This window comes from Polyangium sp. 6x1, assembly GCF_029946515.1.
GTDB lineage: Bacteria > Myxococcota_A > Polyangia > Polyangiales > Polyangiaceae > Polyangium.
This window is the reverse complement of the sequence record NZ_JARZHH010000033.1, coordinates 66,721-83,833: the sequence shown is the minus strand read 5'-3', so window position 1 is coordinate 83,833 and position 17,113 is coordinate 66,721. Positions and strand designations below refer to the sequence as shown.

15 protein-coding genes are annotated in these 17,113 nt (G+C 68.7%); 10 read left to right on the top strand and 5 right to left on the bottom strand.

Features of this window, described 5'->3' with window-relative positions; genetic code table 11:
* Positions 1-39: 39 nt before the first annotated feature.
* The gene (locus QHF85_RS27940; RefSeq protein WP_281330386.1) at positions 40-375 is read right to left on the bottom strand and encodes a hypothetical protein; all 336 of its coding nucleotides are present in this window, start codon (positions 373-375) and stop codon (positions 40-42) included.
* Positions 376-515: 140 nt separating this feature from the next.
* Between QHF85_RS27940 and QHF85_RS27935 the strand changes: the two genes are divergently transcribed.
* Positions 516-1,265 carry a hypothetical protein gene (locus QHF85_RS27935; protein ID WP_281330385.1) on the top strand — a complete coding sequence of 250 codons (750 nt, stop codon included), beginning with the start codon at positions 516-518 and terminating at the stop codon, positions 1,263-1,265.
* 34 nt (positions 1,266-1,299) lie between these two features.
* On the opposite strand, the gene QHF85_RS27930 is transcribed toward QHF85_RS27935, so the two are convergent.
* On the bottom strand, positions 1,300-2,196 hold the full coding sequence (locus tag QHF85_RS27930; RefSeq protein WP_281330384.1) for a hypothetical protein: 897 nt from the start codon (positions 2,194-2,196) through the stop codon (positions 1,300-1,302).
* A gap of 115 nt (positions 2,197-2,311) precedes the next feature.
* On the opposite strand from QHF85_RS27930, the gene QHF85_RS27925 reads away from it, so the two are divergent.
* The 8 genes from QHF85_RS27925 to QHF85_RS27890 all read left to right on the top strand — a co-directional run bounded on the left by QHF85_RS27925 (position 2,312) and on the right by QHF85_RS27890 (position 13,210).
* On the top strand, positions 2,312-3,154 hold the full coding sequence (locus QHF85_RS27925) for a hypothetical protein (RefSeq protein WP_281330383.1): 843 nt from the start codon (positions 2,312-2,314) through the stop codon (positions 3,152-3,154).
* A gap of 24 nt (positions 3,155-3,178) precedes the next feature.
* Positions 3,179-3,967, top strand: coding sequence for a BtpA/SgcQ family protein (locus tag QHF85_RS27920; RefSeq protein WP_281330382.1), 789 nt, complete (start codon positions 3,179-3,181; stop codon positions 3,965-3,967).
* Positions 3,964-5,283 (top strand): hypothetical protein, encoded by a 1,320-nt coding sequence (locus tag QHF85_RS27915; RefSeq protein ID WP_281330381.1) that lies wholly within the window; start codon positions 3,964-3,966, stop codon positions 5,281-5,283. The genes QHF85_RS27920 and QHF85_RS27915 overlap by 4 nt, the downstream gene beginning before the upstream one ends.
* 68 nt (positions 5,284-5,351) lie before the next feature.
* Positions 5,352-7,031, top strand: coding sequence for a carbohydrate porin (locus QHF85_RS27910; RefSeq protein ID WP_281330380.1), 1,680 nt, complete (start codon positions 5,352-5,354; stop codon positions 7,029-7,031).
* A 25-nt stretch (positions 7,032-7,056) separates the two neighbouring features.
* On the top strand, positions 7,057-8,988 hold the full coding sequence (locus QHF85_RS27905; RefSeq protein WP_281330379.1) for an alpha-amylase family glycosyl hydrolase: 1,932 nt from the start codon (positions 7,057-7,059) through the stop codon (positions 8,986-8,988).
* A 16-nt stretch (positions 8,989-9,004) separates the two neighbouring features.
* Positions 9,005-10,087, top strand: a complete 1,083-nt coding sequence (ugpC, locus tag QHF85_RS27900) for a sn-glycerol-3-phosphate ABC transporter ATP-binding protein UgpC (protein ID WP_281330378.1) — start codon at positions 9,005-9,007, stop codon at positions 10,085-10,087.
* Positions 10,088-10,091: 4 nt separating this feature from the next.
* On the top strand, positions 10,092-12,353 hold the full coding sequence (locus tag QHF85_RS27895; protein WP_281330377.1) for an extracellular solute-binding protein: 2,262 nt from the start codon (positions 10,092-10,094) through the stop codon (positions 12,351-12,353).
* Positions 12,350-13,210: a sugar ABC transporter permease gene (locus QHF85_RS27890; RefSeq protein WP_281330376.1), complete on the top strand. Its 861-nt coding sequence runs from the start codon at positions 12,350-12,352 to the stop codon at positions 13,208-13,210. Before QHF85_RS27895 ends, QHF85_RS27890 begins: the two co-directional genes overlap by 4 nt.
* A gap of 1 nt (position 13,211) precedes the next feature.
* Here the strand turns inward: QHF85_RS27890 and QHF85_RS27885 are convergent, their stop codons facing one another.
* From QHF85_RS27885 to QHF85_RS27875, 3 genes are all read right to left on the bottom strand, one after another.
* On the bottom strand, positions 13,212-13,673 hold the full coding sequence (locus QHF85_RS27885; protein WP_281330375.1) for a hypothetical protein: 462 nt from the start codon (positions 13,671-13,673) through the stop codon (positions 13,212-13,214).
* 183 nt (positions 13,674-13,856) lie between these two features.
* Positions 13,857-14,054, bottom strand: a complete 198-nt coding sequence (locus tag QHF85_RS27880; protein ID WP_281330374.1) for a hypothetical protein — start codon at positions 14,052-14,054, stop codon at positions 13,857-13,859.
* 46 nt (positions 14,055-14,100) lie between these two features.
* Positions 14,101-15,861: a M1 family aminopeptidase gene (locus tag QHF85_RS27875; RefSeq protein WP_281330373.1), complete on the bottom strand. Its 1,761-nt coding sequence runs from the start codon at positions 15,859-15,861 to the stop codon at positions 14,101-14,103.
* 97 nt (positions 15,862-15,958) lie between these two features.
* Between QHF85_RS27875 and QHF85_RS27870 the strand changes: the two genes are divergently transcribed.
* The gene (locus QHF85_RS27870) at positions 15,959-16,885 is read left to right on the top strand and encodes a hypothetical protein (RefSeq protein ID WP_281330372.1); all 927 of its coding nucleotides are present in this window, start codon (positions 15,959-15,961) and stop codon (positions 16,883-16,885) included.
* Positions 16,886-17,113: the final 228 nt, after the last annotated feature.

Sequence of the window (17,113 nt, the reverse complement as noted above, 5' to 3'; positions counted from 1 at the left end):
GAGTCCGAGATCGGGGCGGTATGGAGATGGATCCGCGCGTCACAGCCGCACGGGCCCGCCGCCCTTGCGCGTCACCATGATCGCGATGTCGAACGGCTCCGTATGGCTGATTCTCCCGGCCGCCGGGTAGCTCACCTCGTACCCGCTGAACACGAAGGATTGCGGCCCGACCAGATCGTAGGGCGCGGTCGCGCTCGGCCGCGGGACGGCCTCGATCGCACGCGACGGCGCAGGAATCACCGTCGCCGCTGGCGCCGGCGCCTTCTCGGAGGAACGGCAGGCCGTCATGGCGAGGAGCGACAGGACCGCAGCGCGGCGTAAATCGAGCATGGCGAGGTTCGCCTCCAGGATCGCCCACCGCAGCCAGGCAGGCACGCGCCGCCGCACCGAACCGTACGAGCGCGCCGGGAGCCCCGTCAGAGTCTTGCTTTCCCGCCCGAGCCCATGACGTTTCCCACGCCCCATCCGTCTCTATCCCCGCCGTCAATTTACAAGGCAGGCATACCATGCGAAACATGACCCTCGGTGACCTTCGGCTCTCGCTCCGTGATCTCCTGGATACCCGCGTCGACGAGCTGCGCCTCTCGAAGACCGGCAAGCTCTACGAGCCGCGCCTCCGCAGAAAGCAGCACGAAATCGAGGCGATCCCCGAGCCCGCGCTCACCCAGGCTCCCCTCGCCGCCGAGCTCGCGTCCACCGACGAGCGCCATGACGGGTTTGGCACGGGCATTCATTACCTCTGCCTGGCCGTCGAGGCGCACCCCGCCCTCCCGGCCGCAAAGAAGAATGCTGCCAAGCGCATTCGCGAGACCTTCGTCCCGCAGCTCGGTGTCCTTCGCCGGCCCTATGCGGACGAGGCCGCCGCGGCGCTCGATGCACGAAAAGAGCTCGACAGGCTCGTCTTCGACCTGAAAGCCATCGCCACGCCCGGCGGCGGCGATCTCCTCGCGTGGGTCAGCGATTTCATCGCCGCGGGTGACTCCATCGATTCGCTCCTCCGCGAACGGGCAAAACTCCTCGCGGGGGCCGAGAATGCGGCCATCACCGCCCCGCTCCGCGCCTCCACGCTCGGCCTCCTCGGCCGCTTCCGTGATGCGCTCCGCGACGAGCTGGAAGAGGAAGGGTCTCCCCTGCCCGCCGGCCACGAGGCCTCGCTCTTCTCGTACATCGACAAGCTGAGCGTCCATCGCGCGAGCGCCGCCGCGCAGAGTTCGGCCCCGTCCGAAGACGCGACCCTCCCCGCGAGAGCCCCCGCGCAGGCTTGACAAGCAACCCCGATCGGAATTAGGCGCCGGCGCCTCAGCCCTTCGTCGGCTTCGAGGACTTCGCCGGCGCCTTCGCCGCAGGCTTCGCAGGCGCCTTCGCCGCAGGCTTCGAGGGTTCTTCCTCCTCGTCGTCCTCGTCGTCCTCGCCCTCGTCCTCGTCCTCGTCCTCGTCCTCGTCGTCCTCGTCGTCCTCGTCGTCCTCGGCGAGCCGCGCTGCGCGCGCATCCTCATCCTCACCGAACAGCGACGGCCCGCCCTCCGCGCCGTGCTCCGCGACGAACACGTCCGCGATCTCGAGCAGCGCCGCGATCTTCTCCTCGCGCACCGGCCCGTAGATCGTCAGCGTCATGGCCTTGCCGGACACGCGCACCCACACCTCGCCCGACTCGAGGAGCAGCTCACGTAGCGGGCGGGTCAGCCACTTGCCGATCGCCTTTGCCAGGGACGTCGATCCCTCGACGAGGTAGCCCTCCATGAACTCCGGGTGCTTGCTGAACACGATGCCCGTGTTCGGCGCGGGTTTGCCGTCGACGAACGGGAGCGGGCGCGCCGTGAACGTGGGGCCCATCTCCTCCATCACCAGGATCACCGTCTGGTGATCGCTGCTGCCCGCGAGGTCGCCGAGGACGAACCGCGCGTACGCCACCTTCGGCGCGAGCTCGTAATCGCCGAGCACCTTTCCGCCGCCCGCGAGCTCCGCCACCGGCGCGAGCGACGAGGCGAGGCCCGCGATGCGCTTCGGGCGCCCGTCCTTGGCTTTCTTCTTTTTCGCGCCCGCCACCTTCGAGCGGACCTTGCCCTGCCCAGCTCGCCGCGCGCCGAGCGCGTCACGCCACGCTTCGATTGCCGAAAATGCTCGCTGATCGACCTGCCCCGTGAGCACGAAGATGAGCCCCGCGGCGATCGGCGCGACGATCCACAGCCACCACATGGCGGCGGAGCCTAGTCCGTCTTCGAGATTTTTCCCACAGGATCGAGGCGGGCCGATCTCCCCCGCGGGAGATGAAACGAAGCGCCGTTTCCGTTACCGTAGACCCCAAAGCTCGATGCCGCAGTCCACGCTCTACTGGCTCACCCTCATCGCCCTCGGCCTCTGCGTGATGCTCTCGCTGCTCCGGCGACAAACGGCCGCGAAGCTCAAGACCGCGCAGCGACAGCTCCTCGAAGAGCGCAAGGATCGCGAGCGCGCCACGAGCGAGCTCGTCCACGTGAAGTCGCAGCGCGCCGCCGCCGAGAAGGACGCCGAGGCCGCGAAGAAGGAGGCCGCCGCCGCGAAACAAGAGGCCGAGGCGGCGGCCGAGGCGAAGCGGAAGCTCGAAGCGGTCGAGGCCGACGTGGCGCGGCTCGAGCGCGAGCGGGACGAGGCGCAGAAGGCGCAAGACGAAGCGAAGCGCGCGCTCGAAGCGAAGGCCATCGAGGGCGACGTCGCGCAGAAGACCATCGCCGAGCTCGCCCGCGCCGCCGAGGAAGGTCGCAGCGCGGCGGCCGCGAGCGAGCAGATGCTCAACGAGCTCACGAAGGCCCAGAGCGCCGCGCGCGCCGAGGCGACGGCCGCCACGAAGAAGCTCGCCGACGTGGAGCGGCAGAAGAAGGCCGCCGAGGACGGGGCCGCTGCCGTGAAGAAGGAGCTCTCGGTGATCGAGGCGAAGCTGCGCGAGCGTGAAGCGGCAGCCACGGAAGCCCAGGCGAAGGCCACGGCCCTCGAAGCCGAGCTCGGAAAAGCCCGCGAAGAAGCTGCGAAGACGCCCGCGCCCCCGGCGGCCGCAGCGGCAGGCGGCGGCGGGGATTTCATCGCCGCGCTCGACGGTGATCCCTATCTGAACCGTGGTCAGAAGGAGACGATCCGGATGACCTACAACCAGTTCACCGCGAAGAAACGATCTTCGTAAAAGACCCGTGGTAAGGGTCTCCGCGTGACGAGCGTCCTCCCCAGCCTCCTCGGCGTCATCCACCTCCCGCCCCTGCCCGGCAGCCCGCGATCCTCCGGCGATCTCGGCCCCGCCGAAGAGCGCGCCTTTCGCGAGGCAGAGCTGCTCGTGGCCGCGGGCTACGACGGCATCGTCATCGAGAACTTCGGCGACGCGCCCTTCTTCCCCGGCCCCGTCCCGCCGATCACGATCGCGTGCATGACCGCCTGCGCGCGCGCCGCGCGCGAGGGCGGCAAGGGCCTCTTCCTCGGCGTGAACATCCTGCGCAACGACGCCGACGCCGCGCTCGCCGTGGCCGTCGCCGTGCACGCCGACATGATCCGCGTCAACGTCCACACCGGCGCGCGCGTCACCGATCAAGGCCTCGTGCAAGGCGCCGCGCACCAGACGCTGCGCACGCGCCGCGCGCTCGCCGCCGATCACGTCCGCATCTTCTGCGACGTCGACGTGAAGCACTCCGCGCCCCTCGCGCCGCGCCCCATCGAGGAAGAGGCGCACGACCTCGCCGAGCGCGGCCTCGCCGACGCCCTGCTCGTCACGGGCAGCGGCACCGGGCGCGCCGCCTCCGAGGCCGATCTCGACACGGTCTCGCGCGCGGTCTCCGTCCCCGTCTACGTCGCGAGTGGTGTCACCACGGAGAACCTCGCCTCGGTCCGCAAAGCCCACGGCATCATCGTCGGCTCCGCGCTCCGCGCCGGGGGCCGCGCGGGCGCGCCGATCGATCGCGACCTCGCCGCCCGCTTCGCCGAAGCGTTCCGCGCCTCGCGTCGATGACGCTCCGGCCTCCGCGCCGCCCGTTCCTCCTCGCCGTCACGCTCCTCGCGCTCGCGCTCCGGCTCGTGTGGAACCTCGTCGTCCACCCGCCCGCCGATCACATCTACTCGGACATGGCGGGTTACTTCGAGCGCTCGACCGCCCTGCTCGACGCCCCGCTCCGCAAGGACCCTTCGGCCGCCTTCTTCCCGTACGGCACCCACGTCCTCCTCGCGCTCGTCCGCGCCGTGTTTGGCCGGGAAAACCATGCCGCGCCGGCCGTCGTCTTCGCGCTGCTCGGCGCCTCGCTCGTACCGCTCGTCTCGCTCCTCACGGAGCGGCTCGTCCGCGGGCGGATCTCGCCTCGGATCGCCGCGCTCGTCGCTTGCTTTTATTATCCGTGGATCTCGCTCGGCGGATACTTCCTGAGCGAGCTGCCGTTCACGGTCTCGGTCACCGCGGCCGCGCTCTTTTCGCTTCGGCTCGCGGATACGGGGCGCGCGCGCGATGCCTTTCTCTTCGGCACGGCCGTCGCGATCGGCGCCACCTTTCGCCCGCAGATCCTGCTCACGCTCCCCTTGCTTTTCGTCGTCTGGCTCGCGCGCCGCAGCGCCTTGCCGCGCATCCGCCCCGCGCACCTCGCACGCGCGCTCGTGCCCGTCCTCCTCGTGCTCGCCGCCTCCGCCGCGCGTTTTCATCACCACACGAGCCGCTTCGGCCTGATCTCCGCGAACGGCCCCCTCAATTACGCCTTTGGCCGCTGCCACGCCGTCGACATCGAGGCGCGCACGCGTGGCTACGCCTCCTCGTTCGGGCCTCCGCCGATGGGCTACCTCGCCTATCGCGACAAGAAATACCCCGATGCGTTCGTCCGGCTCGATCCCGCGCTCGGCACGAAGCTCACGGTCCACGGCACCATGTGGAATGAAGGCCCGTTCTACACGCTCGCGCGCCGATGCGTCGCGACGACCGGGCTCGTCCGGCAGGCGCGTTACGCGCTCAGCCACGTCGTGATGCTCTGGGGCTACAATATCGTCTGGCCCGACTCCGGCAGCGACGACTATCGCCGCCCCATGCGGCGCGCGCTCGATCTGCACAACATCCTCTTGCTGCCGCCGATGCTCGTGGGCTTCGCCGCCTCGCTCCGGCGACACCTCGCGCGGCACGCGCTGCTCTCCGCGCACCTCGTCGCGCTCGTGCTCGTGGCCATGGTTTACTTTGGCGACGTACGGTATCGCGTACCCTACGATGGCATCGTGATCGCCCTCGCATTCGATGGGATCACGCGTGTGCTCGGGTGGGTCCGCAGCATCCTGCCGCGCACCGTCCGGGTTTGACGACGGCTCCGTGCGTCTCGACGATGCAATCTTCACGCGGGGCCGCACCTTGGTGTACCGTGCCCGACGTGCGACGACCCGGACCCGAATTCGGGCCGCGGAGGAGCCGTCTTCACGGCGTCCCCTCGGCCCTCCTCGCCGCGGCGCTCTGTGCCTCCCCGTCCCTCGCGGCAGCGCAAACCGAGCCCACCGCCGAACCGAAGCCCGCCGCGTCCGAAGGCGCGCCGCCGCTGGCCGATCCGCCGCCGGCGCCGCCGCCGAGCGAAGCGACCAAGCCGGCAGATCCGCCCCCCACGAACGACGGCCAGGCGCAAAGACGCCCGGGCGCGGGGGACGTGAAGGCGGCCGCGACGAAGGAGGAGGCGCCGAAAGCGGCCGAGGCCCCGAAAGCCGAGGCGCCGCCGCCGCCGGAGACCGGGTTTTTCCTGGGCACGTACGGCCGCGTCGGAGCGGCCACCGATTTCAGGAAGCGCCCCGGCCGCGACGCCGACATCGTCGCGCGCGGCTCGCGCCTCGATGAATCGTCGTACGTCGAGATCGACATCCAGCGCCAGGATTACTGGAAAGCCACGGGCACGACCACGCGCGCCGTGGTCACGCTCGGCACCTCGGCGCCGCTGTTCCATTACAATGCAGATTTCAGCATCCGCATGGCCGTGCGGAACCTGTTCCTCCAGGCGAACAACATCGTCACGAAGGGCCTCTCGGCCTGGGTCGGCTCGCGCATGTACCGCGGCGACGACTCCTACCTCCTCGATTTCTGGCCGCTCGACAACCTCAACACGATGGGCGGCGGGCTGCGCTACGACTTCGGCAATGGCCGCACGTTCGTCGCCTGGCACGCCGGCCTGAACCAGCCGAACACGGGTTTCTTCCGCCAAACCGTGACGCGCACGCCGGCATTGAACCAGGTCGGCGCGACGAACGTCAACATCCTCGACCGGCAGAAGTTCATCACGAGCCTGAAGGCGAGCCACATCTTCAAGGCCGGGGCGACGGGCGGCGTGAAGGCGGTCTTTTACGGCGAGCTGCACGACATCCCCTCGGGCCAGCGCGAGACCGAGGTGAAGGGCACGTACGAGTCCTTGCCGGCCGATTTCGGGTATGTGGTCGGCGCGCAGCTCGGCGCGTTCACGGGGCGCGACCCCTCGCACGTGAACCTGTTCATCCGGTATGCAGGCGGCGCCGCGGCGTACGGCGAGTTCGGCACGCCGTTCCAGCTCGCGCCGGACCGCACGTCCGCGGGCGCGCGCGAGCTCTGGATCACGCTGAGCGGCAACTGGGAGACGGGGCCGCTCGGGCTCATGGCGGCCGGGTATTTCCGGAGCTTCCGGGACGCGAGCTCGGGCCTCGATTCCAACGACGTCGACGAGGGCATTCTCCTCGCGCGGCCCCATTTCTTCCTGACGGAGTGGGGCGGCATCGCGACCGAGGTCTCCTACCAGGCGCAGCAGCGCGGCGTGCGGTACCAGCCGCAGGCAGAGCCGGGCCAGCCCATTCCGGCGCCCACGAGCGATCCGGTCATGGGGGGCCTCTTCCGCATCGGCCTCGTGCCTTTCCTGAATCCCGCGGGCAAGGGCAGCTACAGCCGCCCGCAGCTCCGCCTCATTTACCTCCTCACGCACCGCGACGAGGGGGCGCGCTCGATGTACGCGAAGGACGACGTCTTCAGCCTCCGGGAATGGGAGCATTTCTTCGGCGTCGGGGTCGAGTGGTGGTTCAACGCGCAGACGACCTACGGTGGATGACATGAAAGCGAATCGAAGGAGCCTCATGAATCGAGCGCGTTCATCGGCCGTGATCCTCGGCCTCGTCGTCTCCGGTTCGGTATCGACCGGCTGCATGGACTTCGAGGACCCGCCGGAGGTCGAGCTCAAGACGAACGTCGTCGACTGGCGCGAGGAGATCATCTACCAGGTCCTCGTCGACCGCTTCGCCGACGGCGACAGGGGGAACAACTTCGCCATTTACCCTTCGGCGCCCGGCAAATGGCACGGCGGCGACTGGAAGGGGCTCGAAGAGCGGCTCGATTACCTCGACGAGCTCGGCGTCACGACGCTGTGGATCTCGCCCGTCGTGAAGAACGTCTACACGGACGCCGGGTTCGACGCGTACCACGGCTACTGGGCGCAGGATCTCACGCAGCCCGCCCCGCAATTCGGTGACCTCGCGGCGCTCCAGAGCCTCGTGAAGGCGGCCCACGGCCGCAACATCAAGGTCATCCTCGACATCGTCACGAACCACATGGGGCAGCTCTTCTTCTACGACATCAACGGCAATGGGCAGGCGGACGATCCGCTCAACCAATCCGTGCCCGGCACGCCGGACGTCTTCAAGGAGAACGAGTACGACCCGACCTACGACGTCCGCGGCGTCCAGGCGAAGACCTCGCTCGGGGAATCGGGCCTCGCGCCGGTCATCTTCGCGCACGACCCGGCGTCGAACCACATGCCGCCGTTCCCGGAGATCCTGCAAAACCCGCTCGCCTACAACCGCAAGGGTCGCACGTACAATTTCGACGACCCCGACCAGCTCTTGCGCGGCGATTTCCCGGGCGGCTTGAAGGACGTCAACACGGAGCTCTGCCCGATCCGCGACGCGATGGTGGACGCCTACACGCGCTGGATCGAGCTCACGGACATCGACGGCTTCCGCATCGACACGGTCAAGCACGTCGAGAACGGCTTCTGGCGGCATTTCACGCAGAAGGTCCGCCGGCGCCTCGCGGCGAAGGGCAAGAACAACTTCTTCATGTTCGGCGAGGCGTTCGACGGACGTGATCAGCTCGTCGGTTCGTTCACGAAAAACGGGAACGACGCCCCGCCCCCGGCCGAGGAGCTCGCCACGGACAACCAGTGCGTGACGGACGGCCAGCCGCTCACGGCGGACATGCTCGACAGCGTGTTTTACTTCCCGCAGCAATTCCAGGTCATCCGCGACGTCTTCCGGTACCGCGGGCCCACCTCGAACATCCAGAAGCTCTGGACCGACCGGGCCGTCAATTACGGCGTGACGCCGGCCCAGGGCGGCGCGGTCAATGCGGCGGGCCAGGGCGTCTCGCCGCAGAAGCTGCTCGTGAACTTCCTCGACAACCACGACGTGCCGCGCTTCCTCTTCACGGGCGCGGGCATGTACCCCGAGGATCCGATCTTCGGCACGCCGCTCTCGCTGGAGACGCGCCGGAAGATTCTGCACAACGCGTTGCTCTTCCTCTTCACCGAGGAGGGCATTCCCTGCGTGTATTACGGCACCGAGCAGGATTTCCAGGGCGGAAACGATCCCGGCAATCGCGAGGACCTGTGGACGTCGGGGTACAGCATGGAGGCGCCCACGTTCCAGTGGATTCGCCGCCTCTCGGCGATCCGGAAGAAGTACCCCGCCGTCAACAAGGGCGATCTCACGATCCTCTGGGCCAGCGATCGCACGGGGCCGAGTGATCCCGACGCGAACGTCTTCGCCTTCGAGCGCACGGGCGGCGACGCGGGCGACTCCTATGCGATCGTCGTGATCAACGCGAACATCGAGAAGGAGGGCTCGCCCGAGTTCGGCGGCCAGGCCATGCAGGTCGGCGCTGCGCCCGGCACGGTGCTCGTCGACGTCCTCAATGAGGGCGGACAAACCTACACCGTCACGAACGACGGCCGCCTCTCGATCAAGCTGCCGCCTTCGAGCGGCGCCGTCCTCGTCCCCGAGTCGCAGCGTTAGCGCGGGAGCTCGCATCATGGCGTCGGTCACGGTCACGGCCCTCAAGAAGAAGTTCGGACAAACCGAGGTGCTCAAGGGCGTGGACGTGCGCGTGCCCGAGGGCCATTTCGCCGTCCTCGTCGGCCCGAGCGGGTGTGGGAAATCCACGCTCCTGCGCCTGCTCGCCGGGCTCGAAGAGGCCGACACCGGCAAGATCGAGCTCGGCGATCGTGACGTCACGCGGCTCGAGCCGCGCGACCGGAACATCGCGATGGTGTTCCAATCGTATGCGCTTTACCCGCACCTCACCGTGCGGGAAAACCTCGCGTTCGGGCTGAAGCTCCGCAAGACCGACCCGGCGGAGATCGAAAAGCAGGTGAAGCGCGCCTCCGACATGCTCGGCCTCGGGGCGCTGCTCGATCGATTGCCGAAGCAGCTCTCGGGCGGGCAGCGGCAACGCGTCGCCATGGGGCGCGCGATCGTCCGCAAGGCGGATCTTTATCTGTACGACGAGCCGCTCTCGAACCTCGACGCGGCCCTGCGCGCGCAGGTCCGCGTCGACATCCGAAAGCTGCACGACGAGCTCGGCGCGACGAGCGTGTACGTCACGCACGACCAGGTCGAGGCGATGACGCTGGCCGACGTGATCTTCGTGCTGAACAAGGGCCAGGTCGAGCAATCGGGCGCGCCGCTCGAAATCTTCGACCGACCGGCGACGAAGTTCGTCGCCGCATTCCTCGGCAGCCCCGCGATGAATTTCATCGACGGGGCGCTCGAGCGCGCGGGCTCGGCCTGGGTGTTTCGTGCCAACCAGCTCGTCGTGCCGGTCGACGAGGCCACATTCGCGGGCGGGCTCGAACCGGGGCGAAAGGTCACGCTCGGCATCCGGCCGCACGAGGTGGCGCTCACCGAGGGCGGCGGGGAGACGACGAAGCTCGGGGTCACGGTCGTCGAGGCGCTCGGCCCGGAGACGTATGCGCACGGCGAGATCGCGGGCGCGCCGTTCATTGCCCGCGTGGAGGCCCGCCGCAGCATCAAAAAAGGCGACACGCTCCCTCTCGTGTTCCGCTCGATCCACCTGTTCGACGCGGCGACCGGGAAGTCGCTCCGCGCGAGGTGAACGCGTGAAATCGACGCAGCGGCGAGCTTTCCGCGCCTTCTGGGTGTTCTTCGCGCTCTTCGTGGTCGTCTTTTTCTCGCCCGCGGCCCAGGCCGAGCCAATCAGGCTCTGGCACGCGCAGCGCGGCGACGAGCAAAAGGCGCTCGAAGAGATCGTCGCGCTCTTCCAGGGCGAGCGCGTGGAATTGCTCGCGCTCCCCTCCGACGCGTTCAAATCCAAGGTCTCGGCGGCCGTGCAGTTCGGCGAGGGGCCGGACCTCTTCCTCGACGCCCACAACAAGCTCGGCGATTACGACGGCCGCAAGGTCGTCGCGCCCGTGGGCGACGCGCTCGACAGAAACGCGTTCGCCGGCCCGACCCTCGCCGCCGTCTCGCTCCACGGCGAGCCTTACGGCGTGCCGATCACGCAGAAGAGCGTCGCTCTTTACGTGAACACGGACCTCGTGAAGGAAATCCCGGCGGACCTCGAATCGATCGCCGCGATCGGAAAAACCCTTCCGGCCGGGGTCGTTCCCCTCGCCTACAACTCGCAGTCGACGTATTACCACGCCGGGTTCGTCCACGCGTTCGGCGGGCTCATGCTCACGGCCGACGATCAACTCGGCTTCGTCGGGCCCGCCGCGGAGAAATCGCTCGATTTCGTCCTCGACCTGCGCGCGAAAAAGGTCGTCGCCGAGGATACCGACGTCTCGGTCGTCACGAACCTCTTCCGCTCGGGCAAGGCCGCGTTCGTGATCGATGGCCCGTGGCTCGCGACGAGCCTCGCCGATGCGGGGTCGCTCCATTATCGCGTGGCCCCGCTGCCCATGATCCGGGCTGCCGGAAAGCCGCTCACGCCTTATCTCGGCGTCGAGGCCGTGATGCTCACGCCGAAAGGCGCGACGCGCCCCGAAGTGCGCGCGCTCGCGCGGCTGCTCGCGAGCCCCGAGGCCACGAAAATCCGCCTCGAACGAGCGCGCACCTTGCCCGCGCGCATCGACGTCCCCGTGCCGCCGGAGGATGCCTTCCTCGCCGCGTTCGCCGAGCAGGCCAAGGCCACGGTCGCGATGCCCTCCTCGGTCGCGATGGACGCCGTGTGGGAGCCTTCGGACCGCGCCATTCGCAAGGTCCTCCGCCGCGACGCGCTGCCCGCCCCCGCGCTCTCCGAGGCCAAGCGTCGATTCGACGACGTGCGCCGCCCTGCGCCCCCGCCCGCCTCGCGCACACCCGGGCTCGTCGTGTTCGGCGCGCTCCTTTTGCTCGGCGCCTTTTCGCTCGTCCGGCGCGCGAAAGATCCCGAATTCCGCAAGCACGTGAAGCGCTCGCTGCCCGCGTATGCGTACGTGACGCACGCCGTGATCGCGGTCGGCGTCCTCGTGGTCTTGCCGCTCGTGCTCGGCGCGCTCACGTCGCTGCTCGGCGGATCGATCCAGAACCTCAAAGAGGTCGGCTGGCACAATTACGTGGGGCTCGACAACTTCGTCCAGATCCTCACGGCGCGCGGCGGTTCGCTCTTCGCGACGGGATCGTTTTACGTGGTCCTGCTCGTCACCGTGCTCTGGACCGTGCTCAACGTGTTTTTCCACGTCGCGATCGGCGTCGCGCTCGCGCTCCTGCTCTCCCGGCCGATGCTGCGGATGCGCGCGCTCTACCGCGTGCTCTTGATCATCCCCTGGGCTGTCCCGAGCTACGTGACAGCGCTCGCGTGGAAAGGCATGTTCCACCGGCAATTCGGGGCCGTGACGGGGCTCGTCCACGCCCTCAACGAGACGTTCGGCACGAGCCTCGAGCCGATTTCTTGGTTCGCCCGCTTCTCCACCGCATTCGCGGCGAACGTCGCGACGAACGTCTGGCTCGGCTTTCCCTTCATGATGGTCGTGACGATCGGCGCGCTCACGGCGGTGCCGGACGACGTGCTCGAAGCGGCGAAGGTCGACGGCGCGAGCCGCTGGCAAAGGCTCTGGCTCGTCACGCTCCCGATGATCCGGCCGAGCCTCCTGCCCGCCGTGACCATGGGCGCGGTCTGGACGTTCAACATGTTCAACGTCGTCTTCCTCGTCTCGGGCGGCGAGCCCGACGGGACGACGGAGATCCTGGTCACCGAGGCCTATCGCTGGGCCTTCACCCGCAATGCCCAATACGGGTACGCCGCGGCGTATGCCGTGCTGATCTTCCTCCTGCTCTTCGGTCGGACGCGGTTCTCGGATTGGGTCGCGGAGCGGCGCGAGGCGCGCGAGAAGGCGGCCTCGGCGGCGGCGATCGCGAAGGCGGCGGGAGGTGCGGCGTGAACAAGAAGCCCTCGTTCCTCGAATCCGCCGCGTGCCACGTCGTCCTCGTGATTGCGGTGGCGTTCGCGCTGTACCCCGTCCTCTGGGTCGTCGCGCTCGCGTTCTCGGGCACGCAGACGCCCTCGCCGCGCGTGATCCCCGTCCCGGAGGCGCCGACGCTCGCGCACCTCTCCGCGGTCGTGGGCGCGACGCGCAAGGTCGACGGGGCCGAGGTCTGGCTCTTTGGTCGCCAGCTCGCGAATTCGCTCGTCGTCTCGCTCTCGACGGCGCTCGTCGGCGTGCTCATCGCCATTCCGACGGCGTACGCCCTCGCGCGGTTCCGCTTCGCCGGCAAGGAGTCGGGCATGCGTGCGCTGCTCGCCACGCAGATGTTCCCGGCCGTGGCGAGCGCGATCCCGCTCTACATGATCCTGAATTCCCTCGGGCTCTTGAACTCGCGGACGGGCCTCGTCGTCTGTTATGCCTCGACGAGCGTCCCGTTCTCGATCTTCCAGCTCCGCGCTGCCTTCGAGGCCATCCCGATCGACCTCGAAGAGGCCGCGATGGTCGACGGCGCGACGCGTTTCTCCGCGTTCGTCCGCGTGGTCTTGCCCGCGGCGCGCCCCGCGATCGCCGTGACCGCGCTCTTCGCGTTCATGGGCGCCTACAACGAGTTCATCCTCGCCGCGACGCTGCTCGACAAGGAAGAGATGTTCACGCTTCCCGTCATGCTCCAGCGCTTCATCGGGGAGTACGACGCGCAATGGGAGAAATTCGCCGCGGGCGCGCTCGTCGTGTCGCTCCCCGTCATGGCGCTCTTTTACGTGGCGCAGCGCCACCTCGTCGCGGGCCTGACGGCGGGCGGCGTGAAGGGCTGATTCACGGCCGCGATTGCGGGCAAAGGTAGGCGACGCCCGCACCCACGAGCCCCTCGCCCACGAGATCGATTTCCGGCACGTACGAACATTTCCTCCCGGCCTCGTCGGTCACGATGCTCGCGCATCGTTCGAGCAGGCTTTCCACCTGCGCGCGCGTGATCGGGCCCGTGCCCGCGACGCGGTCGGAGACCTTGACGGCCGCCGCTCCCTGGCAGGAGAGCACGGCCGTGACCGCGAGGTCGGGCTCGACCTTTTGCCCCGCATCGCGGCCCACGACGATCGGACGCACCGTGCCGCGAATGCTCGCGCTGTACGAGCAGCCATTCTCCAGGGCAAACGTGAAAAGCTCGTCGTAGGCCCCGACGGAGGAAACGGTGGGGCCATCGGGCGGTCGTGGAGCTTCGGCCGCTCCGTCGGGCCCGCCTCGCTGCGTCAGGAGCGAGACCGTGTCCGCGAGTGCCACACCCGAGAGCGGGAGAAGCGCAAATGCCGCAAGTCGACCGAGTCCGGTGCCTTTGGACCTGACCATATCCCTCCAAGGGCCCTGCCGAGGGAGCGCGTTTTACGCGCGCCCCCGGGCAAACGGGCCCCTCGTCGCGGAGCGATTGCCAGGATGATGCCAACGGACGCCCGACGGGCGGCGTCGTCAGGGCTTGCGGGCGCGCTTGCGACTGAGCAGAGCGATGGACAGGCCCCCGAGCAAGGTCACGGCCGCGGCGCTGCCCTGCGGCGACACGCCCGGCGCCTGACACCGGCACGGCGAGGCGACGTCGCCGAGGGAGATCGACGCGAATGTCGAGGCGACGAGGAAGCCGGCGAGCGGGAGAAGGGACGCCTTTCGCATGGCGAAAAGCAGACACCACGAAGGAAATGGCGTCAAGCGGGGAGGATCAGAAAATCCAGACGGGTCGCGCGGCGGTGATCGGCTGGACGCCGGCCTTCGTGCCGATGAGGCGGTGATCCGGATCGAGCGTGACGGTCATGACCGGCTCGGAGAACGGGATCTGCATCGTGGCCGTGGCGTCCTGGGGAGCGAAGCCGAAATCGACGTTGACGCGCGCGGTCTCCGTCGCGCCCTTGATCTCGACCTCGACGACGCAGGGGAAGAGTTTTCCACCCGGGTTTTGCTGCGTGACCGTGATCGTCGCCTGGCCGTCGAGTTGCGTCGCCGAGACGTCGAACGTGGGCCAGGTCGGCACGCCCTTGCCGAAGACCCACGCGTCGAAATAAGCGTCGAGGTCCTGCCCCGAGGCCGCTTCGAGCGCCTCTTTGAGCTCGACGACGCTGCGACCGCCCGATTTCGAGAGGAAATCCGCGATGCCCGCGAGGACGGCGTTCCTGCCGATGAGCGGTTCGAGCTGGAGATAAAGCACCATCGGCCCGGGGCCATATACGTCCCCGTAGAAGTCCTGCACCTCGGGCGCGGGCTCGTCCGTGGGGCGGGGCCAATGCTCGGAGAGCGGCGAGACGCCGTCCCAGTACGCGCGCGTCGCCGCGGCTTCTCCCTCGGGGCGCGCGAGATCCTCGAAGACGTAGGCGAGGTACTCGGCCGTCGCCTCCTTCCAGACGAAATCGGACGCGGACGCGAGCGTCGTGTGATCGCCCGCCCATTGGTGGACGATCTCGTGCATGAGCACGTGCATCATGGCGTCCGCATAATCGGTCTGCAATTGGTCGAGCTGCTGATGCAGGATGATGTTGGCCGGGTGCTCGAAGCCGAGCCACGCCGTCGGCCCGCCCGCGATGCGCAGCTCCTTGCCATAAGGGAACGGACCGAGCAGCCCCGTGATCCAGTCCATGAACGCGCCGACGCTCGGCTTGTCGAGCGACGCGGCAAGGGTGCCGAGCGGGACCTCGTAAAACACGAGATCGACGCCCGCGAAGCTGCCGTACGGCGCGCGCTCCCAGAGCGGATCGGCGGCGATCGCGAACGCGGAATAGGTCGGCGCATTCGTGACGTCGCACGTGGTCTTCGTGTCCCCGGCCGTGAGCGTCCCCGGGCAGAGCACGACCGCGCCCGCGGGGTGCGTGACCTCGAAATGGAAATCGCTCATGCGCGAGGGATCGTCGTCGCAAGGCCCGAACCGATCACAGCCGCCGACCCACGAGAGCAGATACGAGAATTCGCCGCCCGCGAGGTCCTTTTTGCGCGAAAAGCCGACGTCGAGGCCCCAGTACGTATCGTTCGAGACCGTCGTGCGTGCCCCGACCGTGACCGTCGGGCCCGCGGGGCTGCCCGCGCCGCATGCCTTCAGCGCGTTGTTCGCGAAGTCGGCCGAGGTCGCGGGCGCTTCGTTCCACGTGACGTCCGTGAGCGAGGAGGTCTCGCACGATACGCTGTAGCAATCCCCGCCCGGCGCGGCGACGTCGAGCGAAAGCTTCGACTGCGCCTCGGCCGTGACGAGGTCGAACGTGTAGTCGTACCGGACGACGTTCGCCGTGATGTCCCCCGTGAGCCCGGTGCCGCCGGCGCCGCCCGCGCCGCCCGCGCCGCCCGCGCCGCCCGCGCCGCTGCCGCCCTCGCCGCACCCCGCGGAGCCGCAGGTCTCGGGCGGATCGTCGCTGCAACCGGCAGCGAGCAAGGCGAGCGCCGTGAGGCCAACGAAGAGCGTTCGGGGGATAGGAAGGTGGGTGCGAGAGTCGAAGCGCATGCGGGCATCGTACAGGAAAATGCCCTCCCGAGAAGATGCTCGCGGGCGGGCAAAAGGAGCTTCCGCTTCGGGCACCGGATCCATTACGCTTCTCGCGATGCCCTACAAAAGCCTCTCTGCTCCCCGTCGTGTCGAGTCCCTCGACGCGGATGTCCGCGGCGCGGCCGCGATCGACAATCCGGGCCTCGTGGCCATGGTCTCCGCCTCGCCCGCGCGCCTCGCCGTCGTGCCGATCGGAAGCGGCACGAACAAGACGGTGAACCTCTCGCTCGGCCAGGGCGACGAGGTGGCGATGCTGTCGCGCGACGTGGCCCTCGTGCGCAGCGAAAACGAGGTGTGGGCGGTGATCGACATCCACCACCGCGCCAAGACCGAGCGCGTCGCCAGCGACGTGCGCTCGCTGCGCGGCCACCCCCTGGGCGGGCACGCGCTCGCGCTCACCTGGGACGGCAACGCCATCGATCTCTCGGTCTCGGGCAGCGAGGTCGAAGCGCGACCCTTCGTGCTGCGCGGAAACGTGAAGGTCGCCGATCTCGGCGCCGTCGACACGACCGTCGTCGTGGAAGTGCCCGGCGGGCTCGAGCTGCGCATGCACCCCGGCCCGACGCCGGAGCCCGGCGCGAACGGACGCGTGGGCCTGCCGGCCGAGGCGAAGAAGTTCGACCGGCTGAGCAGCGGCACGGCCCTGCACGTGCTCTACAAGAAAGGCGACAGCGCCGCGTGTCTCGTGACGCAGCGGGGCGGGCGGCTCGCGACGAAAATGATCGACGTCGGCGTGCCGATCACGTGCGCGGCGGTGAGCGAGACGAGCCTCGTCGTGGGCTTCGCCGACGGACGCGCCGCGCTCTTCGACGGCGCGACGCTCGACGCCGCGGGCAGCGGGCCGATGACCCCGACACACGCGCTTTCCCTGGGCGCACGCGGAGAGCCGACCACGATGCTCATCACGGCCAAGGGCTCGGCCTGGGTATGGGTCGGAACGAGCGGCGGTGAGGTCCTGCGCGTGTCCTTGCCGCGGAAGTAATCGTTCCGGGCGCCCGCGCGTCCGTCGCGGCGCGCCTCGTTTCTCCCCCCATCACATTCTCATCCCACCCGACGCCGCGATCCCAGCCTGATCGCGTGTTTCCTTCAGGAAACTCCCGCTCCCAGGGGAAAGCCCCTGCATGACGCGGACATGCGCCGCTGCCCGGATGACCCGGGTAGACGGCGACCGACCGTGAAAAAAACCTGTTGCATGATTTCGTGGTTTTCT

Coding starts and splice junctions, on each gene's coding strand:
- QHF85_RS27935 (WP_281330385.1), top strand. CDS start 516: ATGACCCTCGGTGACCTTCGGCTCTCGCTCCGTGATCTCCTGGATACC.
- QHF85_RS27930 (WP_281330384.1), bottom strand. CDS start 2,196: ATGTGGTGGCTGTGGATCGTCGCGCCGATCGCCGCGGGGCTCATCTTC.
- QHF85_RS27925 (WP_281330383.1), top strand. CDS start 2,312: ATGCCGCAGTCCACGCTCTACTGGCTCACCCTCATCGCCCTCGGCCTC.
- QHF85_RS27915 (WP_281330381.1), top strand. CDS start 3,964: ATGACGCTCCGGCCTCCGCGCCGCCCGTTCCTCCTCGCCGTCACGCTC.
- QHF85_RS27905 (WP_281330379.1), top strand. CDS start 7,057: ATGAATCGAGCGCGTTCATCGGCCGTGATCCTCGGCCTCGTCGTCTCC.
- ugpC (WP_281330378.1), top strand. CDS start 9,005: ATGGCGTCGGTCACGGTCACGGCCCTCAAGAAGAAGTTCGGACAAACC.
- QHF85_RS27880 (WP_281330374.1), bottom strand. CDS start 14,054: ATGCGAAAGGCGTCCCTTCTCCCGCTCGCCGGCTTCCTCGTCGCCTCG.
- QHF85_RS27875 (WP_281330373.1), bottom strand. CDS start 15,861: ATGCGCTTCGACTCTCGCACCCACCTTCCTATCCCCCGAACGCTCTTC.
- QHF85_RS27870 (WP_281330372.1), top strand. CDS start 15,959: ATGCCCTACAAAAGCCTCTCTGCTCCCCGTCGTGTCGAGTCCCTCGAC.